This window comes from Sulfuriferula plumbiphila (assembly GCF_009938015.1).
GTDB classification, from domain to species: Bacteria; Pseudomonadota; Gammaproteobacteria; order Burkholderiales; family Sulfuriferulaceae; genus Sulfuriferula; species Sulfuriferula plumbiphila.
In genome coordinates this window covers 1,223,345-1,246,982 of sequence record NZ_AP021884.1, presented here as the reverse complement: position 1 = coordinate 1,246,982, position 23,638 = coordinate 1,223,345, and the positions used below count along the sequence as shown (strand labels likewise).

20 protein-coding genes are annotated in these 23,638 nt (G+C 60.0%); 12 read left to right on the top strand and 8 right to left on the bottom strand.

The window, feature by feature from the left end:
* Positions 1-94: 94 nt before the first annotated feature.
* From GZH91_RS06605 to GZH91_RS06575, 7 genes are all read right to left on the bottom strand, one after another.
* Entirely contained in the window at positions 95-1,447 is a 1,353-nt protein-coding gene (locus GZH91_RS06605) for a dihydrolipoyl dehydrogenase family protein (protein ID WP_147070309.1), read from the bottom strand.
* Between the two features lie 278 nt (positions 1,448-1,725).
* The gene (gene tkt, locus GZH91_RS06600; RefSeq protein ID WP_147070311.1) at positions 1,726-3,810 is read right to left on the bottom strand and encodes a transketolase; all 2,085 of its coding nucleotides are present in this window, start codon (positions 3,808-3,810) and stop codon (positions 1,726-1,728) included.
* On the bottom strand, positions 3,807-4,910 hold the full coding sequence (tal, locus tag GZH91_RS06595) for a transaldolase (protein WP_147070313.1): 1,104 nt from the start codon (positions 4,908-4,910) through the stop codon (positions 3,807-3,809). Before tal ends, tkt begins: the two co-directional genes overlap by 4 nt.
* Positions 4,911-4,918: 8 nt before the next feature.
* On the bottom strand, positions 4,919-5,614 hold the full coding sequence (locus GZH91_RS06590) for an HAD family hydrolase (protein WP_147070315.1): 696 nt from the start codon (positions 5,612-5,614) through the stop codon (positions 4,919-4,921).
* Positions 5,611-7,050, bottom strand: a complete 1,440-nt coding sequence (zwf, locus tag GZH91_RS06585) for a glucose-6-phosphate dehydrogenase (RefSeq protein WP_223264462.1) — start codon at positions 7,048-7,050, stop codon at positions 5,611-5,613. Before zwf ends, GZH91_RS06590 begins: the two co-directional genes overlap by 4 nt.
* Positions 7,025-8,044, bottom strand: coding sequence for a phosphogluconate dehydrogenase (NAD(+)-dependent, decarboxylating) (gene gnd, locus GZH91_RS06580; RefSeq protein WP_147070317.1), 1,020 nt, complete (start codon positions 8,042-8,044; stop codon positions 7,025-7,027). The genes zwf and gnd overlap by 26 nt, the downstream gene beginning before the upstream one ends.
* 385 nt (positions 8,045-8,429) lie before the next feature.
* On the bottom strand, positions 8,430-9,125 hold the full coding sequence (locus tag GZH91_RS06575; RefSeq protein ID WP_147070319.1) for a VIT1/CCC1 transporter family protein: 696 nt from the start codon (positions 9,123-9,125) through the stop codon (positions 8,430-8,432).
* 561 nt (positions 9,126-9,686) lie between these two features.
* Here GZH91_RS06575 and GZH91_RS06570 point away from each other — a divergent pair.
* The 12 genes from GZH91_RS06570 (at position 9,687) to GZH91_RS06515 (ending at position 22,942) form a co-directional block, all read left to right on the top strand.
* Positions 9,687-11,066 carry a pyridoxal phosphate-dependent decarboxylase family protein gene (locus GZH91_RS06570; RefSeq protein ID WP_232522221.1) on the top strand — a complete coding sequence of 460 codons (1,380 nt, stop codon included), beginning with the start codon at positions 9,687-9,689 and terminating at the stop codon, positions 11,064-11,066.
* Between the two features lie 161 nt (positions 11,067-11,227).
* Positions 11,228-12,466 (top strand): ATP-grasp domain-containing protein, encoded by a 1,239-nt coding sequence (locus tag GZH91_RS06565; protein ID WP_147070323.1) that lies wholly within the window; start codon positions 11,228-11,230, stop codon positions 12,464-12,466.
* A gap of 48 nt (positions 12,467-12,514) precedes the next feature.
* Positions 12,515-14,080 carry a hypothetical protein gene (locus tag GZH91_RS06560; RefSeq protein WP_147070325.1) on the top strand — a complete coding sequence of 522 codons (1,566 nt, stop codon included), beginning with the start codon at positions 12,515-12,517 and terminating at the stop codon, positions 14,078-14,080.
* 190 nt (positions 14,081-14,270) lie between these two features.
* Positions 14,271-15,824, top strand: coding sequence for a GGDEF domain-containing protein (locus GZH91_RS06555; protein WP_147070327.1), 1,554 nt, complete (start codon positions 14,271-14,273; stop codon positions 15,822-15,824).
* A 269-nt stretch (positions 15,825-16,093) separates the two neighbouring features.
* The gene (locus GZH91_RS18250; RefSeq protein ID WP_147070329.1) at positions 16,094-17,512 is read left to right on the top strand and encodes a flagellin N-terminal helical domain-containing protein; all 1,419 of its coding nucleotides are present in this window, start codon (positions 16,094-16,096) and stop codon (positions 17,510-17,512) included.
* Positions 17,513-17,599: 87 nt separating this feature from the next.
* Entirely contained in the window at positions 17,600-17,983 is a 384-nt protein-coding gene (locus GZH91_RS06545) for a flagellar protein FlaG (protein ID WP_147070331.1), read from the top strand.
* A 28-nt stretch (positions 17,984-18,011) separates the two neighbouring features.
* Positions 18,012-20,027 (top strand): flagellar filament capping protein FliD, encoded by a 2,016-nt coding sequence (fliD, locus tag GZH91_RS06540; protein WP_147070333.1) that lies wholly within the window; start codon positions 18,012-18,014, stop codon positions 20,025-20,027.
* A gap of 14 nt (positions 20,028-20,041) precedes the next feature.
* Complete coding sequence (gene fliS, locus GZH91_RS06535) at positions 20,042-20,509, top strand: flagellar export chaperone FliS (RefSeq protein ID WP_147070335.1); 468 nt, start codon at positions 20,042-20,044, stop codon at positions 20,507-20,509.
* A gap of 6 nt (positions 20,510-20,515) precedes the next feature.
* Entirely contained in the window at positions 20,516-20,854 is a 339-nt protein-coding gene (locus GZH91_RS06530) for a flagellar protein FliT (RefSeq protein WP_198415422.1), read from the top strand.
* Positions 20,855-20,856: 2 nt separating this feature from the next.
* Positions 20,857-21,843, top strand: coding sequence for a flagellar hook-length control protein FliK (gene fliK, locus GZH91_RS06525; protein WP_147070337.1), 987 nt, complete (start codon positions 20,857-20,859; stop codon positions 21,841-21,843).
* The gene (locus GZH91_RS06520; protein ID WP_147070339.1) at positions 21,830-22,120 is read left to right on the top strand and encodes an EscU/YscU/HrcU family type III secretion system export apparatus switch protein; all 291 of its coding nucleotides are present in this window, start codon (positions 21,830-21,832) and stop codon (positions 22,118-22,120) included. The genes fliK and GZH91_RS06520 overlap by 14 nt, the downstream gene beginning before the upstream one ends.
* Before the next feature lie 60 nt (positions 22,121-22,180).
* The gene (locus GZH91_RS06515; RefSeq protein ID WP_147070340.1) at positions 22,181-22,942 is read left to right on the top strand and encodes a flagellar brake protein; all 762 of its coding nucleotides are present in this window, start codon (positions 22,181-22,183) and stop codon (positions 22,940-22,942) included.
* A 147-nt stretch (positions 22,943-23,089) separates the two neighbouring features.
* Here GZH91_RS06515 and fliE read toward each other — a convergent pair whose 3' ends face one another.
* Positions 23,090-23,431 carry a flagellar hook-basal body complex protein FliE gene (fliE, locus tag GZH91_RS06510; RefSeq protein ID WP_147070342.1) on the bottom strand — a complete coding sequence of 114 codons (342 nt, stop codon included), beginning with the start codon at positions 23,429-23,431 and terminating at the stop codon, positions 23,090-23,092.
* Positions 23,432-23,638 lie beyond the last annotated feature (207 nt).

Genomic DNA, 23,638 nt, shown 5'->3' with positions numbered 1-23,638 from the left:
TAATGACGTAGGCTCGCGAGGTGCGACAGAAGTTCTGGTCATCGTTATGTTGCTCCTTCAAGTCCGGCCAGGGCCACTGCCGGTGGGCACCCTTTCAAAGCATATATTCCATGTCGGATGCGTGGGTCGGGTAGACGAACAGAACCTGTTTAAGTTGTTCGGCAGTGATATCGAAGCGCATCGCCAGCGTGAACAGATTGATGGTTTCTTCAGCTGCCGGGCCGAGCAAATGCGCACCCAGAATACGCTCCGTCCCCTCTTCGATCAGCACTTTGAACGCAGCGGTCTTTTCTGCGACGCGGCGAGAAGCATACCAGTCGCCGATTTCCGAATAATTTCTACGAAAATGCAGCCCCTTCCGGTTAGCCGCCTGTTCGGACAAACCGACAGAAGCAAGCGGCGGAATGGTAAACACCACACTCGGGATCAGGTGATACTCAGCTTGCAGATGATTACCCTTGAGCATATTGGCCGCGATAAGCTTGCCGTCGTATCCCGCAACCGGCGTTAGCGGCAGTCCATCGGTAGAGGCGACGTCGCCACCCGCATAGACTGCAGGATTAGAAGGACTTTGCAGATATTCATTAACCACTACACCGCGCTTTTCTCTGGTTACGCCCGCCGCATCCAATTCAAGATCATCCAGATTCGGTATCCGTCCTGCCCCATGTACCACCAGGTCACCTTCGAAGGTGACGCTTGCTCCATGTTGTTTTGTAACGACGGCAAACCGGCCATTGGCTGTTTTTTCAATTGCCTCGACTGAGGTTTCTGTATGAATAGTTACCCCTAGCGCGGTGGTTGCGGCAGCCAGACTGGATACGAGATCCGGGTCGAAACCTTCGAGAATGCGAGCTCCCCGGTGCAGCACGGTGACCTTCGATCCGGCACGCGCCGCAACATGGGCAAACTCCATGGCGATGAACCCCCCGCCTACAAAGACTATTTCCTTCGGCAATTGCTCGAGCTCCAGAAACTCGGTGCTGTCGATGAGATACTCCTGGCCTTGAATGTTCAGATTTGCGGGCGTTGCGCCGGTGCCAATGAGAAAATACCGAGCCTCCAAGCGCTCACCCTGGACCTCTACTGCAGTACGGTCAATGAATTTTGCTTTTCCATGAAAACGCTTGATTCCCGCCTGCTCGAATGACTGTTCCTTATGTTTGGGAACCGGGTCTGTGAATGAGCGTTTGAACCGCATCAGCTCGGGCCAATCGATCTCCAGATCGCCTTTGACAGTGCGTTTGTCTGCCATCCTGCGCGACCAATCGAGCAAGTCGGCGACACCCACGAGCACTTTCTTGGGATCACAGCCGCGCAATGCGCAGGTTCCACCAAACGGAAGCGAATCGACCACGGCCACAGTCCAGCCCGCTGAGCGGCACGTCAGGGCGACAACAGATCCAGCTGTCCCGCTTCCGATCACAATCAAATCGAACGCCTGCATATCGCTATCTCCAGTAAAGTAATGAGGAAATTTCTGCACTGCCTCTGTGCCGCCAATCGTAATGCTGCAGTCAGAATCACCAGGCCTCATATCGGCGCTTCGATCTGTTTATGCGCCTTCAATCACTGTGGAAATTGTCCCCTGCGCATGGAATGCTGTATGTACGCTGGCGTACGTAAAGCGGAAAAGCGTGCATTGCCGGTCAACTATGGACCAACACCACCCGAGCAGCAGCCCGGTGGCCGAAAGCGTGGCGCCCGCACCCGGGCAACCCCGGCTCACTTCTTCAAAGCGTGGCGCGCAACTTGTTCCCTGGCTGCGGCGGCAACGTGCGCGGGTTCGAACCCGAAGTGCTGCGCAACGACCTTCATCGGCGCAGACAATCCGAAGCTATCCAGGCCAAGGATGCTTCCACCGAAGCCGGTATAGCGTTCCCAGCCGAAGCTGGACGCCGCTTCCACGGCGACGCGCGCGGTTATCTCGGGCGGCAGCACGCTGTCGCGATAGTCCCGGCCCTGGCTCTCGAACAGTTCCCACGACGGCATGCTTACCACGCGTGCGTTGATTCCCTCCAGCTTCAGTTGCTCATAAGCCGCAATGCACAGCGCGACTTCGCTGCCGGTCGCCAGCAGAAGCACATCCGGCTTGTGATCCGGGGCGCCGGCGAGCACGTAGGCGCCGCGTGCCACGCCGCTGGCCGGCGCATAGCAGGTGCGGTCCAGCGTCGCCAGCGCCTGCCGCGTCAACACCAGGCAGACAGGGCGATCCTTGAGCTGCATGATCACGCGCCACGCTTCCACCACTTCGTTGGCATCCGCCGGGCGCAATACCAGCATGCCGGGCATCGCGCGCAACGACGCGAGGTGTTCGACCGGCTGGTGGGTGGGCCCGTCCTCGCCCATGCTGATCGAATCGTGCGTCCAGATGGTGATGACCGGAATCTCCATCATTGCGGCCAGCCTCAGCGCGCCGCGGCAGTAGTCGGTAAAAACCAGAAAACTCGCGGCATAGGGCCGCAGATTCGACAGGCTCAGCCCATTGGTGATGGCGCACATCGCGTGCTCGCGCACGCCGTAGTGGAAATTGCGTCCGCGGTAGTCGCCCGTCTCACCCGGCGCCTGAAAATCGCCGGCAAACTCGAAGCTCAAGCGGGTTTTGGTTGACGGTGCCAGGTCTGCCGCGCCGCCCAGCAGCCACGGCATCTTTGCGGCGATGGCGTTGAGCACTTTGCCCGACGCATCGCGCGTCGCCATGCCCTTCGCATCGGCCGGAAACACCGGCAGCGCGCTGTCCCAGCCTGCGGGCAAGTCACGACGCTGCATGCGATCGATCTGCTCCGCGAGATCCGGGTACTGCTTGCGATAGGCCGCGAACAGTTGCTCCCAGGCTGCGCGAAGCTTGGCGCCGCGGCGGCCAATCTGCTCCTGGAAATATTCTGGAACGCCGTCCGGCACATGGAACCGGGTGTCAGGATCCCAGCCGTAGAATTCCTTCGCCAGCCGCACCTCTTCCGCGCCGAGCGGCTCGCCGTGCGCTTCCTTGCTGTCCTGTTTGTGCGGTGCGCCGTAGCCGATGTGACTCTGCACGATAATCAGGGTGGGACGATCATGGGTGTCGAGAAAAGTGTTGTAGGCGCGCGTCAACTGCTCCAGGTCGTTGGCATCGGCGACGCGCGTGACATTCCAGCCGTAGCCGAGAAAGCGCACCGCCACATCCTCGGTGAATGCGATGCGGGTCGAACCCTCGATGCTGATGTGGTTGTCGTCGTAGATCCAGCACAGCTTGGCAAGCTGGAGGTGGCCGGCCAGTGACGCGGCCTCGCTGCTGATCCCTTCCATCATGTCGCCGTCGCCGCACAGGGCATACACCCTATGCTCGAACAGATCGTAGCCGGGACGGTTGTAGGTAGCCGCCAGCCAGCGTTCCGCGATGGCCATGCCGACGCTCGTCGCCACACCTTGCCCAAGCGGCCCGGTGGTGGTCTCCACGCCAGAGGTCCAGCCATACTCGGGATGGCCGGTACAGCGGCTGCCGGCCTGGCGAAAGCGCTTGATATCGTCGAGCGTCACCGCCACACCGCCGGCCTGTTCATAGCTTGGGCTCAGTGCCTTGACCCCGCACAGGTAAAGCAGGCCATACAGCAGCATCGAGGCGTGACCGGACGACAGCACGAAGCGATCGCGGTTCGGCCAGTCGGGATTCTGCGGGTCGTAACGCAGAAAACGCTGCCACAGACAGTAGGCCGTCGGCGCGGCGTCCATGGGCGTACCGGGATGCCCGGACTGCGCCTGCTGCACGGCGTCGATGGAAAGCGTGCGCAGGGTATTGATGCACAGCTGGTCGAGTTGCGCTGCGGCTGTCATGGCTTGGCTCCATCTGGGCGGGTCTGCGTCAGCGCGGCGCTTTTTGACGCAATGCGCTCCATCAGGTCGCGCCAGGATTGGGTGAAAGACCGGGTACCCTCGCGCTGGAGTTGGCTGGCGAGCGCTGCATCGTCGACCCCGGCGCGCGCAAACTCGGCGAGCAGCGCTTCGGCATCACCGCCGTCAGGCGGCAAGACACCTTTCACTTTGCCATGCTCGGCAAAGGCGAGCAGCGTCTTTTCGGGGAGGGTGTTGATGGTATCCGGCGCCGCCAGCGCCTCAACATAAAGCGTGTCCGAGGCGCCGGGGTCTTTTGTACCGGTGCTGGCCCACAGCAGGCGTTGCGGCCGGGCGCCGGCGTCGGCCAATTTTTGCCAGCGCGGCGCGGCCAGCAGATCGCAATAGGCTTGGTAGGTGCGCATGGCGATGGCAATGCCGAGGCGGTTGCGCAGCGCGTCCGGAACCCTGTCCTGGATGGCGACGTCCCAGCGGCTGACGAAAATCGAGGCCACGGAAGCGACCCTGGCATCGAGGCCGGCAGCGATGCGCCGTTCGAGACCGCGCATATACGCCTCGGCTGCGGCGATGTAGTGCTCGCGCGAGAACAGCAAGGTCACATTCACCGGCACGCCGGCGAAGATCGTCTCCTCGATCGCAGCAATGCCTGCACGGGTGCCGGGTATCTTGATGAAAAGGTTCGGACGTTGCGCCTGTGCATGCAGTTGCACTGCCGCCTGAATCGTGCCGACCGTGTCGTCCGCCAGCAACGGCGAAACCTCCAGCGATACCCAGCCGTCAACGCCACCGGTGGCGTCGTGGACCGGACGCAACAGATCGGCGGCCTGGGTCAGGTCCTCCAGCGCCAGTTCTAAAAAGAGTGCTTCGCCCGACTTGCCGGCCAGCGCTTTGTGGCGGATGGCGGCGTCGTAGAAGCCGGCATTCCCGATGGCCTGATCGAAGATCGTCGGGTTGGAGGTCAGCCCGGTTACGGAAAGCTCGCTGATATAGCGGCCCAGTGTGCCGCTCGTCAGCAGCCCGCGCGTGATGTTGTCGAGCCAGAGGCTTTGCCCGAGATGGTGCAGTTGTTGTGTGGCTTTCATGGTATCTCCTATAGCGTGCAGCCGGCCTGGGGGGGGCCGGGCAAGGCGGAAAAATCGTAATTGATCAGGCCGCCGATACGCTCAATCGTGATGTCAGCGGGCGGATAGGCGGCGCTATTCCCGGGGTCGAGCGCGTAGTGTCCCTGGCGCGGGAAGACGGTTGTCAGACGATCTCCCCAGACCTTTTTCATCGCCGCCAGAATGCGCAGCTTGTCGTCCACCATGACGTAATGGCGAGCCGGGTAACGCTGCTCGATGTCATCGAGCATTTTCTCTTTGTGCAGGTAAATCAGCACCCGGCCCTCGACCGCGTCCCACAATCCCGATCGCTGTGTCTTGCGCGGCTGGAACACCACGTCGCCATCCGACAGAATCACCGTTGCTCCCCAACGGCGCAGATGTGCGATGACGTCGAGCGCGCCAGGATACAAGCGCTCTGCAAACGCATAGTCCACCAGAAATGAAGACATCATCAGCAAGCGCGGATCATTCATGGCGCCCAAACGGTAGCGTTGCAACGCGCCAAGGTAGTCCGCATAGCCGAGTTCAACGCGCAGCGCTTCGAAAATTTCCCAGTATCGATTCCGGCTCGGTTCACCAAACTCATGCGCAAGATGGCTGCCCAGGTCGGCTACGATGCGATCGTTATCGAGCAGGGTATTGTCCACGTCCAGCAGGAACACCACTTCGTTCGCCGCTGTCATTTTGCCGCCTTCACCGGTATCGGGTTGTGCCAGCTACCGTGTGCCGCAATGAGCGCGTCAGCCTGTTTCGGCCCCCAGCTGCCGGGCTTGTAGCGGTGCGCCCGGTGGTGTGTGTCAAGGACGGGATCGACCACCGCCCAGGCGGCCTCAACCGCATCCTCACGGGTGAACAGCGCCCCGTCGCCGGCCATGGCGTCGCCCAGCAGCCGCTCGTAGGGTGTTTCCTCTCCCGGCTGTGCATCCAGCAGATAGAGCTCGCGCTGGTCGCCGACGAACTCCTTGCCTGCGCGCTTGACGCGCGCGGCGAGGGCGACGGCGGAGTTGGGCGAGAGCCGGAAGCGCAGGTAATTGGCGCGCCCGGCCAGCGGCGCTGAATCGTCGAACAGCCTCTGCGGTGGCGGTTTCAGTTCTACCAGGACCTCGGCCGCCGTTGCAGCCAGGCATTTACCGGAACGCAGGTACCACGGCACCCCTTCCCAGCGCCACGAGTCGATGAACAGCCGCAGGGCGCAGAACGTCTCGACGTCCGAGTCCTTCGCCACGCCCGGCTCTTTGCGGTAACCGGCGTACTGGCCGCGCACCACGTCGTCCGGGTGCAGCGGGCGCATCGCCTGGAACACCTTGGCTTTCTCGCTGTGCACGGCGCCATAGCCCTGATAAGCGGGCGGCTCCATGGCCAGCAGCGCGGCAATCTGGAACAGGTGGTTCTGGATGACGTCGCGCAGGCAACCGGCGCTTTCGTAAAATGCACCGCGCCCGTTCACGCCGAAATCCTCGGCCAGCGTGATCTGCACACTGGCCACGTGGTTGCGGTTCCAGATCGGCTCGAGGAATGAATTGGCGAAGCGGAAATAGAGGATATTCATGATCGCCTCTTTTCCGAGATAGTGGTCGATGCGGAAGATCGCGTCTTCCGCGAACACCGACAGCGCGATGCGGTTGAGTTCCCGCGCCGAAGCCAGGTCGCGTCCGAACGGTTTTTCGACGATGACGCGCGCCTGATCGGCCAGGTCCGCAGTACCGAGCCCTTTGATCACCGTGGCGAACAGCGCAGGCGGGATGGCGAGGTAATGCGCCGGGCGCCGGGCATCGCCCAGCGCCTGCTTGAGCGCCTTGAACGTAGCCAGGTCGGTGTAGTCGCCGCCCACATACCGGAGCAGTGAAAGAAGATGCTCGAAGGCGGCGCGGTCATCGATCCTGCCGGCGTGCCTGATACTGTCCGTCGCCCGTTTGCGCAGTTGCGCCAGGCTCCATTTCGAGGCGGCGACGCCGACCACCGGCACGTTGAGGACACCGCGCCTGGCCATCGCATAGAGCGCCGGAAAGATCATCTTGTGGGCAAGGTCGCCGGTCACGCCAAAGATCACCAGCGCATCGGCCGGCGTGGTGCGGCTATCGGCATGGCCCATCTCAGCGCCCTTCTTTCTTCTCATCATGCCCGCCAAACTGCTTGCGCATCGCGGACAGGAGCCGGTTGGCATAGTCGGCATCGCCGCGCGAAGCAAAGCGTTCGAATAGCGCCGCGCTGAGGACCGGTGCCGGCACGCCCTCGTCGATGGCGGCCAGTGCCGTCCAGCGCCCCTCGCCCGAATCCGATACACGTCCCGAGAACCCGGTGAGCTCGGCATCCTCGGCCAGCGCCGCTGCGGTCAGGTCGAGCAGCCAGGACGCCACCACGCTGCCGCGCCGCCACACTTCCGCGATCTCGGGCAGGTCCAGCTCATACTGGTAATACTCCGGGTTGCGCATCGGCGCGGTCTCGGCATCGCTGTCGCGCGAGCGCTTGCCGGCGTTGGCATTGCGCAGGATGTTCAGGCCCTCGGCATAAGCCGCCATCAGGCCATATTCGATCCCGTTGTGGACCATCTTGACGAAGTGCCCGGCACCAACCGGACCGCAGTGCAGGTAGCCCTGTTCGGCGCTGGCGTCGGGCTTGTGCCGGCCCGGAGTGCGCGGTGCCGTGCCCACGCCGGGGGCAAGCGTGGCAAACACCGGATCAAGGTACCGGACAATGTCTTTCTCGCCGCCGATCATCAGGCAATAGCCGCGTTCCAGCCCGGCAACGCCGCCGCTGGTGCCCACATCCACATAATGCACCCCAGCCTGCTGCAATTCGGCCGCGCGCCGCATATCGTCGCGGTAATACGAGTTACCGCCATCAATGACGATGTCGCCCGCTTCAAGCAGCGGCACCAGTTGCGCCAGCACCTCATCCACGACCGTCGCCGGCACCATCAGCCAGACCGCGCGCGGCTTGGTCAGGCGGGCGACAAAATCCTCAAGCGAAACCGTGCCGACAGCGCCCTGGCTGCGGAGTGCCTCGACGGCTTCGCCATGGCGGTTGTACACCACGCATGGGTGCCCTCCCCGCATCAGGCGCCGCACCATATTGCTGCCCATACGTCCCAGGCCTATCATGCCAATCTGCATTTTGAAGCTCCTTCTTTTCGGGGGGATCCGGGGTCTCGCCGGCTGCGCCGCGCGGGCGTGATGAGCGACCGTCATTGCATCTTTGCGGCAGCCAGGCTGCATCGCTTGTTGCTGTGAAGATCATGCCAACCTCATATTTGCTGTCTGAGGCAAAAATCGTTCCTGCCGCGTACAAAATAATAGCCATTAATAAACAATGCAATGTGGAAACATCTTCATCGGGGAACGGTTGAAAAACACCGCGCTCGGTTGTATTGCCCCTGAAAGAAGGGCGGCGTGAAATTCTTCGCGTTTTTTAGAGGTGCCCTTAAGTAGATCATCTCGGTTTACCCTTGGCGTGCTGTGTATATAAAGGCTGCGTGACATCCTGGAGTGTTGGTCGTGTTCACGCCACAGTACCGAGCAGCGCTCCGACCCCTGCGGTCAATCCCATGGCCAGTGCACCCCAGAACGTGACACGCATTACGCCCGCCATCACACGTGCGCCGCCCACGTACGCTGCCAACCCACCCAGGAACGCCAGGAACACCAGTGAAGTTCCCGAGACAAGAGGAATCAGACTCGTATGGGGAGCGAGCGCCACGACCAGCAGCGGCATGACCGCGCCAACAGCGAAGGAGCCAGCCGACGCCAACGCAGCCAGCGTTGGGCGCGCACTGAGCGTGGCAGAAATGCCAAGCTCGTCGCGGGCATGCGCGCCGAGTGCGTCATGTGCCATGAGTTGTTCCGCGACCTGCTGCGCAAGCGCGGGATCGAGGCCGCGACCGATGTAGATTGCTGTCAGCTCCTTGTGCTCGCCCTGGTCATCTGTTTCCAGTTCCTTGCGCTCCAGCTTGAGTTCAGCCTGTTCGGTGTCTGCCTGTGAATGGACAGACACGTATTCACCGGTAGCCATCGACATGGCACCCGCAACCAGGCCCGCGACTCCGGCGACCAGGATACTGCCATGCGTCGCATGGGCAGCAGCGACACCGAGCACCAGGCTCGCTGTGGAAACGATACCGTCGTTCGCACCCAATACCGCTGCGCGTAACCAGCCGATGCGTTGTGTGCGATGTCGTTCCCGGTGGCGTGCAGGCATGCTTGAAGCCTCCTTCGATTACGACAAATATGGGCAAGATGCGATCCTTCGCCGGAAACTCACGACGCGCCAACCACATCCTTGAACCAGTCGCACGCCAAGCATGGCGAGCCCCAGCAGAGTCCAGGTGTCAATATTGCGCACAGCGGGGTGAGCACACGCAGTCACGGTTGCTTGGATTGCGTTGGATGAGACAGGCATTTCGAATCTCCTGGACGAACAGTTTTCATGGACTGCCTGAACAGTGTGTCCTTCCTTCCCGGGACGCGCTGTACGCTATCGCACATAGAGTCCGGGAAACGACACTGTTTATTCCCGTCTGGTTGCCGGCACCCATCTGGCTGACAGCCCGGGGCGTGCCAACACACGCCCTGCACCGCAGGTATTCGTCTTTGCGGTTTTCCATGGGCAGGATCTTTTTCGTGTGGCATTTGAGGTAACCTATGCCTTTCGTCCAGATCAGAAATTTGCTTGGCTCACATGAACAAAGATAGCCACGGGACTTCTCAACACACGCTTGATCCGTCAGATTGGCAAGAACTCCGCGCCCAGGGCCATCGCATGCTCGACGACATGCTGGACTACCTGGAGCATATCCGGGAGCGTCCGGTATGGCAGCCGGTCCCGCAGCAAGTGCGTAATCTGTTCCACGAAACGCTCCCCCGGCAACCGACCGATCTCGGCACGGTGCATGCAAGTTTCATGCGCGATGTGTTGCCGTTTGCGGTGGGGAACGCGCATCCCGGTTTTATGGGCTGGGTCCATGGCGGCGGCACGCCGGTGGGCATGCTGGCGGAGATGCTGGCGGCGGGATTGAACGCAAATCTGGGTGGACGCGACCAAATGCCCATCGAGGTGGAACGCCAGGTGTTGCAGTGGATGCGCGAACTGTTCGGCTTTCCCGTAACTGCCAGCGGCCTGTTTGTGACCGGCACCTCCATGGCCAACCTGATTGGCGTCCTGGTTGCCCGCACCGCAGCGCTTGGCGTCGGTGTGCGCCAGCAGGGCGTCGCTGCCGGTGGCAAACGCCTCACCGCCTACACTTCCGCTGGTGCGCACGGCTGTATCGCGCAGGCGATGGACCTTTCCGGTCTCGGTATCGATGCCCTGCGCATCATCCCGATGAATGATCAGTACCAGATGGATACCCCAACACTCGAACGGGCCATCGCAGCAGATCGCAGCGCCGGTTTCACCCCGTTCTTCATCGCCGCGACGGCGGGTACGGTCGATGTCGGTGCCGTCGATAATCTCGACGTCCTGGCGGACATCGCCCACCGGGAAGCGCTGTGGTTTCATGTCGATGGCGCTTACGGGGCACTCGCCATGCTCGCCCCGGATATTGCACCGCGCCTGCTCGGTATCGAGCGCGCGGACTCGATCGCCTTCGACTTCCATAAATGGGGTCAGGTACCCTACGATGCGGGGTTTATCCTGGTGCGGGACGGCACGCTGCACCACAGCACCTTTGCTTCACCCGCGGCCTATCTGCGCCGGGAAGCTCGCGGCATGGCCGGCGGATCGCCCTGGCCGTGCGACTTCGGGCCGGATCTGTCGCGTGGTTTCCGGGCACTGAAAACCTGGTTCACCATCAAAGTCTACGGTGCGGAGCAGCTTGGCCAGGTGATTTCCGGCACCTGCGCACTGGCCCAGTACATGAAGCAGCGTATCGAGGCCATGCCGATGCTGGAACTGATGGCGCCGGTGGCACTGAACATCGTCTGCTTCCGCTACCGCAGCGACAATGCCGACCAGGTCAACACGCATATTGCTGCCGCCCTGCAGGAGTCGGGCATCGCCGCGCCGTCAACAACGAGCATCGACGGCCACGTCGCGATTCGTGCAGCGATCGTCAATCACCGCACTCATACCAGCGACATCGACGCACTGCTGCTGGCGACGCTTGCATTCGGCGCAGCCGCTACCAAGACTGGTATCTGAACCCAATAATGGCGAAACTGGAACATGGACAGGATTAACAGGAATACCCGGCCAAATGCTGATTTAGCTTCGTTCCTGTCAATCCTGGAAAATCCTGTTAATCCTGTCCCATATGTTTCGTCATTTACGATTTGCAATACCAGGCAACTCAGGAAAACAGGATGAATCTCGAATCTTTGGAGCAATCCCCCGCCAATGGCGATGACTGCGAACCGCTCATTGGCCTGGCAACGTTAATGCGGATGGTCTTTTCCGGCGCCGATCTCGGTCCGTTGGGGGCGCGTTTGCTGCAACGCGCGCAAGCGCATCCGCACGATGCCAACACCTTGCTGGATCTGTCGACGCTACTGCAGCTCCAGGGCAACCGCGACGCCGCACTCGCCGTGCAGGCCCAGGCGCTGGAGATGCAACAGCTGTATCACATGCCGGCGGCCAATGGCGCGGCAGCCATGCGCCTGCTCGCCATCATGGGGCCGGGCGATTTGATGGCCAATACGCCCCTGGAATTTCTGGTGGAAGGGTCCGATATCGCGCTCGATATGCTGTATGTGGCGCCGCATCTGTCCTTGCCTGCAATCCTGCCGGAACACGACGTGGCGTTCGTCGCCGTCGGCGAATCGGACCAGAATCGTCCGCTGTTGCAATATGTTGCCGACCTGATCCAGGACTGGCCGCGTCCGCTGCTGAATGCGCCGGACCGAATCGCCGGCGTGGCGCGCGATGGCGCCTGCGCGCTGCTGGCATCCGCGCCGGGGGTAGTCATGCCGACCACGGCGCGCATCGACCGGCATATCCTGGAACAAGTCGGCCGCGAACAGCAATCGCTTGCCGGCATCCTTGACGAGGGCGATTTCCCGATCATTGTGCGTCCGGTCGACTCCCATGCCGGGCAAGGGCTGGACAAGCTCGATTCAGCGGCAGCGCTTGCCGGCTATCTGCAGACGCAGCCGATGAGCACGTTTTATGTGTCCCGTTTCGTCGATTATCGCGGTGCGGACGGCCTGTTCAGGAAGTATCGCATTGTCCTCATCGACGGTCGCCCGTATGTCTGTCATATGGCGATATCCGGGCACTGGATGATCCATTACCTGAATGCCGGCATGACCGAAAGCGCGGCAAAACGCGCCGAGGAAGCACGCTTCATGGCCCGTTTCGACGACGATTTCGCGCGTCGGCATGAAGCTGCCTTGCGCGCCATCAGCGAACGCATGGGGCTCGACTATCTCGGCATCGATTGCGGCGAAACCGGTACCGGCGAATTACTGATTTTCGAGGTGGACAGCAACATGATCGTCCACGCGCTGGATCCGGTCGACCTGTTCCCGTATAAACAGCCGCAGATGCGTAAAGTGTTCGCTGCCTTTCGCGCGATGCTGACCAATGCAAGCCATCAGCCCTGACCTTGACAGCCAGGCTTGCCCCCATTCCTCACCTGCGGGAACCGCGGCGTGAGCAATAGGCATATCGGGCCCGGCCTCCCAGCCACGCAACAGCTTCTGGTGGAAGGCGGCGATGCGCGCATCGCGCTGGTACCGGGCCATGCTTTAAACAAATACGGTTGCCCGCCTCAGCCCGACCCGGGCCTGATGGGTTTTGGATCCGCAACTGCATCGGTCATCTCCGCGGCGGGCTTTGCCGCGGCGGACGATCTGCGCCGCCGCCTTCTCCGCGCTGCCGATGCGGAACCGCATGCCATCATCTACGCCCGCGAACTGAATCGGCTGCGTCAGGAACTGGCTCAGCTGTGCGGCGCAGGCGATCTGCCCGGCCTCGAAATCGTCTTCGCCGCATCGGGTACGGACCTGCACCTGATTGCTGCCCAGCTCGCCGGCAGCAGTGCTTCTGTATCCACACTCGCGCTTATGGTGAACGCAGAGGAAACCGGTAGCGGCGTACCGGCAGCCCTGGCCGGCCGCCACTTCAGCGCCCATACCGCATACGGGGATTCAGTCAGCGCCGGCAGCTCCATCACCGGCACGGGTGCAATTGAAGTCGTGGCTGTGCCGATTCGCCTGGCCGACGGCACCCCGCGTCCGCCGGCGGCAGTAGACGCCGCGGTCGAATCCCTGGCGACCAGTGCCGTAGCGCAAGGGCGGCGCGTGCTGCTGATACTCACCGATGTTTCCAAAACCGGCTTGCTCGCGCCGAGCCTGGCCTGCATTGCCGCACTGCAGCGCCGCTGGCCGGATACACTCGATATTCTGGTCGATGCGTGCCAGTTCCGGCTCGCACCATCAACCCTGCGCACCTATCTGGCGCATGGTTTCATGATCGCCCTGACCGGCTCAAAATTCCTTACCGGCCCGACTTTCTCGGGCGCGCTGCTTATCCCCTCAGCGGCCGCACAGCGCCTGCGCAGGCACCCGCTGCCGCGTGCTTTGCAGGCCTATTCCGCCACGGCCGACTGGCCGGATGGCTGGACCACCGCCGGCATCCTCGATAACCTGACCAATTTCGGGCTGTTACTGCGCTGGGAAGCCGCTATGGCAGAATTGCGGGCGTTTCGCGCCGTGCCGGAAGCCGTGGTCGCGCGCTTCCTGCAGGCCTTTGCGCGTGCCGTTCAGCATCGGCTGAAGAGCGATCCGGCCTTTGAACTGGTCCCCGTTCCCCGGATCGACCGCCGTCCCTTGATCGAGGCGGCAAGCTGGGATCATATCCCGACGATTTTTCCGTTTCTGCTTCATCACTGCGCAACCCGGGCCGGAAACAGACCGTTAAACCAGGAAGAGACAGCACAGGTCTATCGACGCCTGCAAGCCGACTTGACCGACCATCCCGGCTTGAATCCCACCGGCGCCAGCCACACCATCGCCGCATTCCGCTACCAGTTGGGGCAGCCAGCTGCATTCGGCCAGCGTAATGGCTTACCGGTGAGCGCGTTGCGCCTGTGCGCCAGCGCGCGCCTGGTGGTCGAAGCGACAACGGGTGACAGGGACAACAGCGCCGTTGTCATTGAGCGGGCCTTGGCGGCGCTGGACAAAACGGCCCTGCTGGTGCGCTGCCTGCCGGCTTAGGGAAACGTCGATTTATCCTGGAAAAAGCAGTTAAGCACGGGTTGAATTGCCGTTCTAAACTTCCAAGCCCGCTCTTTTAAACCCTGAAATGGCAAATATTTCAGTCACTAATCGTCTTATTGGCAGCAGCTGAATCCGCCTAATATGCTCACAATCAGAACCTATCCCGCAAGGCTCGCTGACCCCCACCATGAAAGACACCCCTGCACCGCCACAGAATGCTGCCGACATTGCTCGGGAAGCCTTCCGTCGTCTGGCGATGCAGCGTACTGCCCCGACACCGGACGCCTATCGTACTGCCTACAATGAAATCGCAGGTATTCGAGCAGGTCTTGACGCGGAAACCGTACTTGCCGACTTTGCAAAAAACCTGGCACATACGCGCGGCGACGCAGCCGTATTGGGTGTCCGATTTAATCGCGCCATAGAGGCTCGCGACTGGCGGGACTATGCAGAGGGCCTTTCCCAGCTCATTGAAAAGCGCCTCAAGAAAACACCCCCGGTCGCCAGCACGCCCGTGTATTTACCCGCTGACGACAGCCAACAAATCCGGCTACTGCGGGAGTTACTCACCCGCACCCTGATATTTGCCGTCGCCTCCCTCCTTGCCGGTAGCCCGGAACTCGTTGCCGAATCCGAATCCCTGGCTGCTGCGATAAAGGATGCGCAAACCGAAGCAGCGCTCAACGGCGCCGCCAGCCGCCTGAAGCAATTGTGCTTCCGCATCGAACTGAAAAGCGCCGACCGGGCCGAACAACAGGAATTGCTGCTGCGCCTGTTCAGGCTCCTGCTCGATAACGTGCGTGATCTGCTGGAAGAGGACAGCTGGTTGCGCGGTCAGATCGATGTTGTTCAGAGCCTCATCTCCGGCCCGATCAATCACCATGTGCTGGAAGATGCCACGCGCAGTCTCAAGGAAGTGATCTACAAACAGGGCACGCTTAAGAACAGCCTGGCGGAAGCCAAGATCACGGTGAAAAACATGGTCACGATGTTCATTGATCGTTTGAATACTGTCGCCGTCAGCACCGGCGATTACCATGAAAAAATGGACATTTATTCGCAGAAAATCGCCAAGGCCGGCAGTATCAGCGAACTCAATTCGGTACTGGACGACGTCATGCGCGATACGCGCACGGTGCAGACGGAAGCCTTGAATTCGCGCGATGAAATGCTGGCAGCACAGCAGAAAGTGCAAGGCGCCGAGGCTAAAATCCACAAGCTGGAATCCCAACTCGCTCAAATGAGCGAGCTCGCGCGCGAAGATCCATTGACCGGCAGCCTCAACCGCCGTGGCCTGGATGACGTTTTCGAACGCGAACAGGCACGCGCAAAACGTCGCGGCACGCCACTTTGCGTCGCCCTGCTGGATATGGATGATTTCAAACGGCTCAATGACACCCATGGCCATGGCGCGGGTGACGAAGCACTGATATATGTAGTAAAAATCATCAAGGAAACACTGCGCACCATGGATGTCATCGGTCGCTTTGGCGGAGAGGAATTTATGGTCGTGCTCCCTGATACTTCGCTGCAGGATGCCTTGAGAGTAGTGGCACGGCTGAAAAAAGAGCTGACCAAGCGCATCTTTATGCACAACAATCAGCGCCTGCTGATCACCTTCAGCGCGGGCGTGGCGTTAAGCGCCCCTGACGAAGATCCCAAATCGGTGTTGAAGCGCGCCGACGCGGCGCTGTATCAAGCCAAGAAAGCCGGCAAGAACCGCGCGGTCGCCGCGGACTAGTCTGTATCTATGCGAGGCTGGTTAACTGCCTTTATCTGAAGATCTCCAGGATTAAAGATTTTCGCGATTGCTGCCGAAACGTGGAATAGGCGGTTCAAGTTTCAGTCAGTGCCGGCAAAAAAAAAATATTTTTACTCTAAATATTTCTCTGGCACTGCCCGATAAGCTAAATAACGGCGGTTTGAATGCCTGGCCTTACCAAGGTCAAACCAAAGTTGACGGCACTTAAGCCGGATCCATCAAACCACAGGAATCTAAGGAGATCTAAAATGGCTAGTTATATCAATACCAACCTCGCTTCGCTGAATGCCCAGCGCAACCTCACCACTTCCCAGTCTTCGCTGGCCACTGCATTGCAGCGCCTGTCATCCGGCCTGCGCATCAACAGCGCCAAGGACGACGCCGCCGGCCTCGCCATCAGCGAACGGATGACATCGCAGATTAACGGCGCTAACCAGGCCGCGCGCAATGCCAACGACGGTATTTCCCTGGCACAGACGGCCGAAGGCGATCTGGCTCAGATCGGCAAGAACCTGCAGCGCATGCGCGACCTGTCGGTGCAATCCGCCAACGCTACCAACAGCGCCAGTGATCGTGCCGCGATTCAAAACGAAATTACCCAGCTGAGTAGTGAAATCGACCGCGTGGCACAAAGCTCATCGTTCAACGGTGTGAAACTATTGAATGGCTCCTTTACCAGCCAATCCTTCCAGGTCGGCGCCAACAACGTCGCCGCGCAGGATCAAATCACCATATCATCCATCTCCAGCGCCCGCACCAGCGCCCTGGGTCAGTTTCAGGGTTTCACCCTGACCGGCCAGTCGATCGGTACAGCGAGCAACACGGCAGCCGCTCAAAGCGTCACCGTGGGCGGTGCCACAACTTCGCTGGGTACGATCGCCAATGATGCCAAGGTGCTTGCCAGTGCAATCAACAGCTCTGGCGTGGCCGGCTTGGGTGCCACGGCTAACGCGACATCGGTTGCGGCCGCGACCCAAACGATCGGCACAACCACCGCCGGTACCGTGACCCTTACCGTCAATGGCACTGCTATTACCGTCAACGCAACGACCAATGCTGCCACCAACCGCACCAACGCAGTAACGGCACTCAACGCGCAATCCTCGGTGACGGGTGTCGTTGCAACGGATACGGGGTCTGGCGTCAGCCTGGCCGCTGCCGACGGGCGCAACATCACAACCGCGCTCACACTGGGTACGGCTGTCGGAACGACCATGGCGGACTTCGGCATGGCTGCGGCAGGGACCTACGGTTCCACGCTGAACATCACCTATCAAGCGCCAGCCGGCATCACCGGCAATGTTGTATTCACCGGTGCGTTCTCCAATACGACTGCCATCGCCGCTACCGGCACGGCAATCAGCGCGATCGACGTCAGCACGGTCAGCGGCGCGCAAACGGCACTGACTGCAATCGACGCCGCGCTCTCCGCTGTGAATACCAGCCGTGCATCACTCGGTGCCTATCAAAACCGTTTCTCATCGGTTGTAGCCAGCCTGCAAACAACGGCAGAAAACCTGACCGCATCGCGCAGCCGCATCCAGGATGCCGATTTCGCTGCAGAAACCGCCGCGCTGACCCGCGGGCAAATCCTGCAACAGGCAGGTACGGCAATGCTGGCACAAGCGAACGCACTGCCGAACGGCGTGCTGGCACTGTTGCGTTAATCAGCACCAGGCAACCCTGTCGGGTTGCTGTAACCGGATGGAAGGCGGGAAACCGCTTTCCATCTTCCCACTGCAAGGGAAATGGTCATGGAAATCAGTCGAATATCACAGGCCCCGAATACGCCCGCGTCAAAACGGCAAGCAACGCCCGAAACGGTTCCGACCGCCGCACCCTTGATTGTGCCCGCTCTACCAAACAATGGCGTCCGCGTCCCAGCACAGGAGCCGTCCAAACCAGCACCTGTCGATGCAGCCGAGTTGAAACACGCGCTCGACGCAATTAACAAGTTCCTGAAACCGATCACCAGCAATATTGAATTCAGCATTGACCCGGACAGCGGCAGAACCCTGGTCAAGATAGTCGATACCGAAACCAATACCGTAATACGGCAAACGCCTTCCAAGGAAGTGCTCGCCATTGCCAAAGAACTGGACAAGCTGCAGGGCCTCCTGATCCGGGAAAAGGCCTGAGCGCCAGGCTCACACAAGGAAACAGATCATGGGAATCTCAACACCAGGCATAGGCTCGGGACTTGACGTTAACGGCATCATCTCAAAATTGATGTCCGTCGAACAACAGCCGCTCATTGCGCTTAACAATAAAGTAGCGAGCTATCAGGCGAAGCTTTCCGGTTTTGGCATGTTGAAGAGCGCACTTTCCCAGTTCCAGAGTGCGATGCAGGGTTTATCCGCTATCGGCCAGTTTCAGGCTGTAAGCGCAACCCTTGCGGATGCCACGATTGCTTCTGCCAGCGCCAGTTCCAGTGCCACACCCGGTACCTATGCGCTGGAAGTATCCAGTCTCGCCCAGGCGCAAAAACTGGTTGCCGCAGGCCAGACCAGCGCCAGCACTGCCATAGGAAGCGGCGCCACCACCACGCTGACCTTTGATTTCGGCACCATTTCCGGCGGTACATTCAGTAATGGCACCTATACCGGCGCCAGCTTCACCAGCAATGGTTCCGGCACCAAAACCGTGACCATCAATGCCAGCAACAACTCTCTTTCCGGTATACGCGATGCCATCAACAGCGCCAATATCGGCGTATCGGCCACCATCGTGAATGATGGCAGTGCTTCACCTTATCGCCTGGTGCTGACGGATAACACCACCGGCAAAACCAACAGCATGAAAATTTCGGTGTCCGGCGATGCCACTATTTCCAGCCTGTTAAGCCAGGATCCGGCCAACAACACCGGCCAGGCGCTTTCTGAAACCGTCACTGCTCAAAATGCCAATTTCAAGATAGATGGCGTCGCTGTCACCAAAACCACCAACACCATCAGCGACGCGATACAGGGTGTCACTCTCAATCTGACCAAGACCAATGTCGGCAGTCCCACCAATATCACGGTAGCACGCGACACCGGTTCGGTCACGAAAGCAGTGAATGCCTTTGTCGCAGCTTACAATAGCATCAACCAGACGTTATCCGATGCATCGGCCTACAACGCCACGACCAAGCAGGCCGCGATACTGAATGGCGATCCCTCGGTATCCCTGATCCAGAACCAGATCCGCCGTGTGCTATCCACGCCGGTTGCAGGAGGCGCCAGTGCTTTCACGCTACTGCCTCAACTCGGCGTCACATTTCAGAAGGATGGCTCGCTTGCTGTTGACAGCACCAAGCTGCAGAGTGCGGTCACCAGTAATTTCAGTGATATTGCCGGGCTCTTCGCTGCCGTGGGCAAATCCTCGGACAGTCTCGTTGCCTATTCCAGCGCGAGCACCAAAACCGCTTCAGGCGCATACAGCATCAAAGTCACGCAGCTCGCCACACAAGGCAGCGCCACGGCCTCGGCCGCCGCTGGACTCACTATCACGGCCGGTGCAAACGACACCCTGCAGGTATTGGTCGATGGCGTATCTGCCAGCGTGACGCTGCCGCCAGGGAGCTACGCCACCGCTGCGGCCCTGGCCACGGCTGTACAGTCGCAAATCAACGGTGCAAGCGCTTTTGTGGCAGCCGGCTCCGCGGTAACGGTGACGCAATCAGCCGGCGTGCTCAAGATCATTTCCAATCGTTATGGATCATCGTCCGCTGCCAATATTACCGGCGGCAATGGCCAGGCCAACCTCAATTTTGGCGGCAGTGCGGTGGTCACAACCGGCGTGGATACCGCCGGCACCATCAACGGCGTAGCCGCAGCGGGTAGTGGACAGTACCTCACCGGTGCCACCGGCGATGCTTCCGAAGGACTGAAAATACAAGTCACTGGCGGCAGCCTGGGCGCGCGTGGCACGGTTAATTACTCGCAAGGCTACGCCTATCAGTTTAATACGCTCGCGAATTCACTGCTCGGCACGGGCGGCTTAATTTCAGCGAGTACCGATGGCATCAATGCCTCGCTCAAGAGTCTTGCCAAAGACCAACTGGACTTGAACGCTCAACTGGTCAACATAGAGGCACGCTATCGCGCGCAATTCACTGCGCTTGACACCATGATCAGCAGCATGAACACCACCAGCAGCTTTTTAACGCAACAGCTCGCGAATTTACCTAAGATCGCCTGAGGGAGAAACCTAAAATGTTTGGAACAGCACGCAACGGTGCAAACACTTATGCAACAGTCGGCATGGAAACCGGCGTAGCGGCGGCAAACCCGCACAAGCTCATTGTCATGCTGTTTGACGGCGCAAAAACTGCCGTAACCAACGCCATGCAACAGATGAAGAGCGGTGAAACCGAAGCCAAGGGCCAGGCCATTTCCCAGGCGATCATGATTATCAACAGCGGCTTGCGGGCAAGCCTGGACAAGGCTGCCGGCGGGGAAATCGCGGCCAGCCTGGATGCCCTGTACGAGTACATGAGCAATCGCCTGCTGATGGCCAACCTCAACAATGAACCTGCAGTACTGGAGGAAGTGGGCAGCCTGCTCAGCCAGCTGCGCGAAGCCTGGGAGGCAATCGGCACCACCGTCACCACTGAAGCAGTGCCGACAGTATCGGTGCAAGACCCCATCATGCCGCGTGTTGATTCCTTTGTGAGAGCGTGACCTCTAATGATGAATAGTGAAGAAATCATCTCCCTGTATGAGTCTGTGGCGGACATCACTGAACAGATGCTGGCCGCCGCGCGCAGCAGCAACTGGGAACGCCTGGCGGCACTGGAATCGCGCTGCGCCAGCCATGTACGCACGCTTGAAAAAGGCGAACCGCGCCTGGCGCTGACCGCGGTTATGCGTGAACGCAAGCTTACGATCATTCAAAAGATCCTCGCGGATGACCGCGAGATACGCAACATTACCGAGCCGTGGATGGCACAATTGTCGTCGTTGCTGAGCAACGCCAGCACCGAGCGCAAGCTTTCCATGGCTTACGGCAGGAATCAGGCAGGCTGAGCATGACCCCCGTGCGACCGGAAATGGCGGCAGGTGCGCGGCTGATCACCCCGATCGAGGCACTCATGCCTGTATTGCCGCTTGCTGATGCACGTGAGGAGGCATCTCGCCAGTTCACACCAGGCGCGTTGGGCCAGCAATTCCAGGGCAAGGTTGTGTCGCGTTTTGATGATGGCAGCTTTCTGGTACGCATCGCCGATGCGGTGGTACGCATGCTACTGCCCGCCGGCACACGCACTGGCGATTTACTGCCGCTGACACTGATGAGCCGGGAACCTCAGCTCGCTTTCCTGCTGGGGGCCCAGCCTGGGGCTGCCATGACTTCGCTCAGCAGCACCGGCCGGCTCATCGACAACCTGCTGCATGCCGCGCAGCAGAATGGCGCGCCTGACACGGTGGCCGGCAAGGCGGTGCTGGTCGCTTCACCGGCCATGAGTACTGCGCAAATCGCTGTTGCTTTGCGCGACACGCTCAGCTTCAGCGGTCTGTTCTATGAGGCGCACGTCCGGGAATGGGCCAATGGTAACCGCTCCTTACCTGAGCTGATGCGTGAACCGCAGGCACAGGCTGGACACGCCCTGCAAGCAGATCCCGCCACTGCCCTGCCACGTCCCGACGCAAACAACACGGCATTGACGCAATTGATCAGCCAGCAATTGAATACGCTGGAACAACAACGGGTGCTGTGGCGTGGTGAGGCCTGGCCCGGTCAAGCCATGGAGTGGGAAGTTGGCGAAGACACGCCCGAAGGCAGCAGCCGCGATATGCAGCCGTCCTGGCACAGCGAGGTACGTTTTGAGCTGCCGACTCTGGGGACGGTAGCGGCGACCATACGCCTGACAGGAGAACACCTGCACATTCAGATTCATGCCGACACGGAAGCCTCGGCATCTTCGCTGCGCGCACATGGCGCACAGCTTTCCGATGCCCTGGATGCTGCCGGTATTCCACTTGATTCCCTGATTGTGAAACAGCATGAACGAGCCTAGCGCACCGTTACAGAGTGCTGTTGCACTCGCCTACCAGACCGGCGCTGCCGCACCCAAAGTCGTCGCCAAGGGTAATGGGCTGGTCGCACAGGCAATCATCGCCCGCGCCAAAGAGCATGGCGTTTTCGTGCATGAGTCCAAGGAACTGGTTGCCCTGTTGATGCAGGTTGAGCTCGACCAGCACATTCCGCCCGCCCTGTATCGGGCCGTTGCAGAGTTACTCGCCTGGCTATACCGTATTGAGACGGAGCATCAAAATAGCGATGCGTCACATTGATGGACATACTGCGTTATCCGCTTGGGCGCATTTTTTTATTCCTCCAGACCGCTCATCAACATGCCCAATGACTACCCCGACTTCGGCACTGAAAATCAGAGCCCTTATCTGGTGCATTCACGCCGTGAAATCGTTGCCTTGCTACGCGCCATTGGTGAACATCATCAACTCATCACCATGCTGGTCAATGGCGGGGCGGATGCTGTCGTCACCTCGATACTGGAAGTAGACGAGGCCAACGATGCTGTGATTATCGACTGTGCGCCCAGCGCATTGCTGAATCAGCGCATTACACAATCGGACGACATCGCCTTCGAGGCATCGCTTGACAAGGTGCGCATCCTGTTTTCCGTTGCGGGCGCAGACAGTGCGCTCCATGACAACCGCCCTGCCCTGCGCATTCCCATTCCTCACAGTCTCATTCGGCTGCAGCGGCGCGAGTACTACCGCGTCAACACGCCCATCAGCAATCCCATACTTTGCATGATTCCGCTTCCCGCCGATGTCGGCGGGGGCAGCTACGCGACACCGCTGGTAGACATCAGCTGTGGCGGGATTGCCCTGCTTGATGACAAGAAAATACTGGATACCACGATCGGGCGTGAATACAAGAACTGTCGTATCGAGCTGCCCGGCCTCGGTGTGATCACGGTCACCCTGCAAATCAGGAATTCGCAGGAATTGACGCTATTCAACGGCAAAACCAATCGCCGCCTGGGATGCCTGTTCGTCGATCTGTCAAAGGCCATGCTGGCCGCAGTGCAACGCTATATCATGCACCTGGAGCGGGAACGCAACGCGAAAATTACCGGGTTGGGGTGATCTCTGAAAAGCGGTTAACCCCGGAAGGCACGGGACACACGGGAACCAATGTATTATATTGCGCAGTTTGACATGCCGTCTCCGGCATATAACGTTTTTGAGTTCCGAAACCCCGGGGGTTTCCCCATGTACCCATGGTCAAATCGGTCAAATCTGCATATTCATTATCTCATTATAAGCGGCGACCAGCTTATTCCGCACCTGGACAGTCGCCTGGAAAGAGATATTGGCTTTCTGCATGGAAATCATCACATCCGACAGGTTCACCTTGTCGTCACCCATGGCGAAACGCTGGCCCAGTTGCGCTGATTGGTGCTGCACATTGTTGACCTGATCGAGCGACGACTTCAGCGCATCCGCGAAATCCGCCCTGTGCGCAGTCTTTCCGGCCTGAAGAGGGCTTTGCGCGCCCTCGGCACGTACTGCAGCAGCCTTCAACTGCGCCATCATCGCTTCTATCCTGCTGGTATCGATCATCCCGGTCTTCATAGCTGGCTCCATACAAGTCACAACCGCTGCCCGGCAGTGCACCGGGTTTATCCTAGAAGCGGGGCAGTTTGCCACAGAGAGCACAGAGTAAAAACAACGTATTGGCGGATTTTCCAGACTCGCCCGTCAGGAAAAATAACTCTCCCCAAAACCTGCGTCGCACGCTGTGTTCCCTGTGGCTTCAACTGCTTTTTCCAGGATTACGGG

What these genes read in the sequence shown, in the direction of transcription:
- GZH91_RS06530 (WP_198415422.1), top strand. Translation starts at nt 20,516, where the DNA reads ATGATGAATAGTGAAGAAATCATCTCCCTGTATGAGTCTGTGGCGGAC.
- gnd (WP_147070317.1), bottom strand. Translation starts at nt 8,044, where the DNA reads ATGCAGATTGGCATGATAGGCCTGGGACGTATGGGCAGCAATATGGTG.
- GZH91_RS06545 (WP_147070331.1), top strand. Translation starts at nt 17,600, where the DNA reads ATGGAAATCAGTCGAATATCACAGGCCCCGAATACGCCCGCGTCAAAA.
- fliK (WP_147070337.1), top strand. Translation starts at nt 20,857, where the DNA reads ATGACCCCCGTGCGACCGGAAATGGCGGCAGGTGCGCGGCTGATCACC.
- GZH91_RS06570 (WP_232522221.1), top strand. Translation starts at nt 9,687, where the DNA reads ATGCTCGACGACATGCTGGACTACCTGGAGCATATCCGGGAGCGTCCG.
- GZH91_RS06555 (WP_147070327.1), top strand. Translation starts at nt 14,271, where the DNA reads ATGAAAGACACCCCTGCACCGCCACAGAATGCTGCCGACATTGCTCGG.
- tal (WP_147070313.1), bottom strand. Translation starts at nt 4,910, where the DNA reads ATGAAAGCCACACAACAACTGCACCATCTCGGGCAAAGCCTCTGGCTC.
- GZH91_RS06575 (WP_147070319.1), bottom strand. Translation starts at nt 9,125, where the DNA reads ATGCCTGCACGCCACCGGGAACGACATCGCACACAACGCATCGGCTGG.
- GZH91_RS18250 (WP_147070329.1), top strand. Translation starts at nt 16,094, where the DNA reads ATGGCTAGTTATATCAATACCAACCTCGCTTCGCTGAATGCCCAGCGC.
- GZH91_RS06515 (WP_147070340.1), top strand. Translation starts at nt 22,181, where the DNA reads ATGCCCAATGACTACCCCGACTTCGGCACTGAAAATCAGAGCCCTTAT.
- fliS (WP_147070335.1), top strand. Translation starts at nt 20,042, where the DNA reads ATGTTTGGAACAGCACGCAACGGTGCAAACACTTATGCAACAGTCGGC.
- GZH91_RS06590 (WP_147070315.1), bottom strand. Translation starts at nt 5,614, where the DNA reads ATGACAGCGGCGAACGAAGTGGTGTTCCTGCTGGACGTGGACAATACC.
- GZH91_RS06520 (WP_147070339.1), top strand. Translation starts at nt 21,830, where the DNA reads ATGAACGAGCCTAGCGCACCGTTACAGAGTGCTGTTGCACTCGCCTAC.
- fliE (WP_147070342.1), bottom strand. Translation starts at nt 23,431, where the DNA reads ATGAAGACCGGGATGATCGATACCAGCAGGATAGAAGCGATGATGGCG.
- zwf (WP_223264462.1), bottom strand. Translation starts at nt 7,050, where the DNA reads ATGATGAGAAGAAAGAAGGGCGCTGAGATGGGCCATGCCGATAGCCGC.
- GZH91_RS06605 (WP_147070309.1), bottom strand. Translation starts at nt 1,447, where the DNA reads ATGCAGGCGTTCGATTTGATTGTGATCGGAAGCGGGACAGCTGGATCT.
- GZH91_RS06565 (WP_147070323.1), top strand. Translation starts at nt 11,228, where the DNA reads ATGAATCTCGAATCTTTGGAGCAATCCCCCGCCAATGGCGATGACTGC.
- fliD (WP_147070333.1), top strand. Translation starts at nt 18,012, where the DNA reads ATGGGAATCTCAACACCAGGCATAGGCTCGGGACTTGACGTTAACGGC.
- tkt (WP_147070311.1), bottom strand. Translation starts at nt 3,810, where the DNA reads ATGACAGCCGCAGCGCAACTCGACCAGCTGTGCATCAATACCCTGCGC.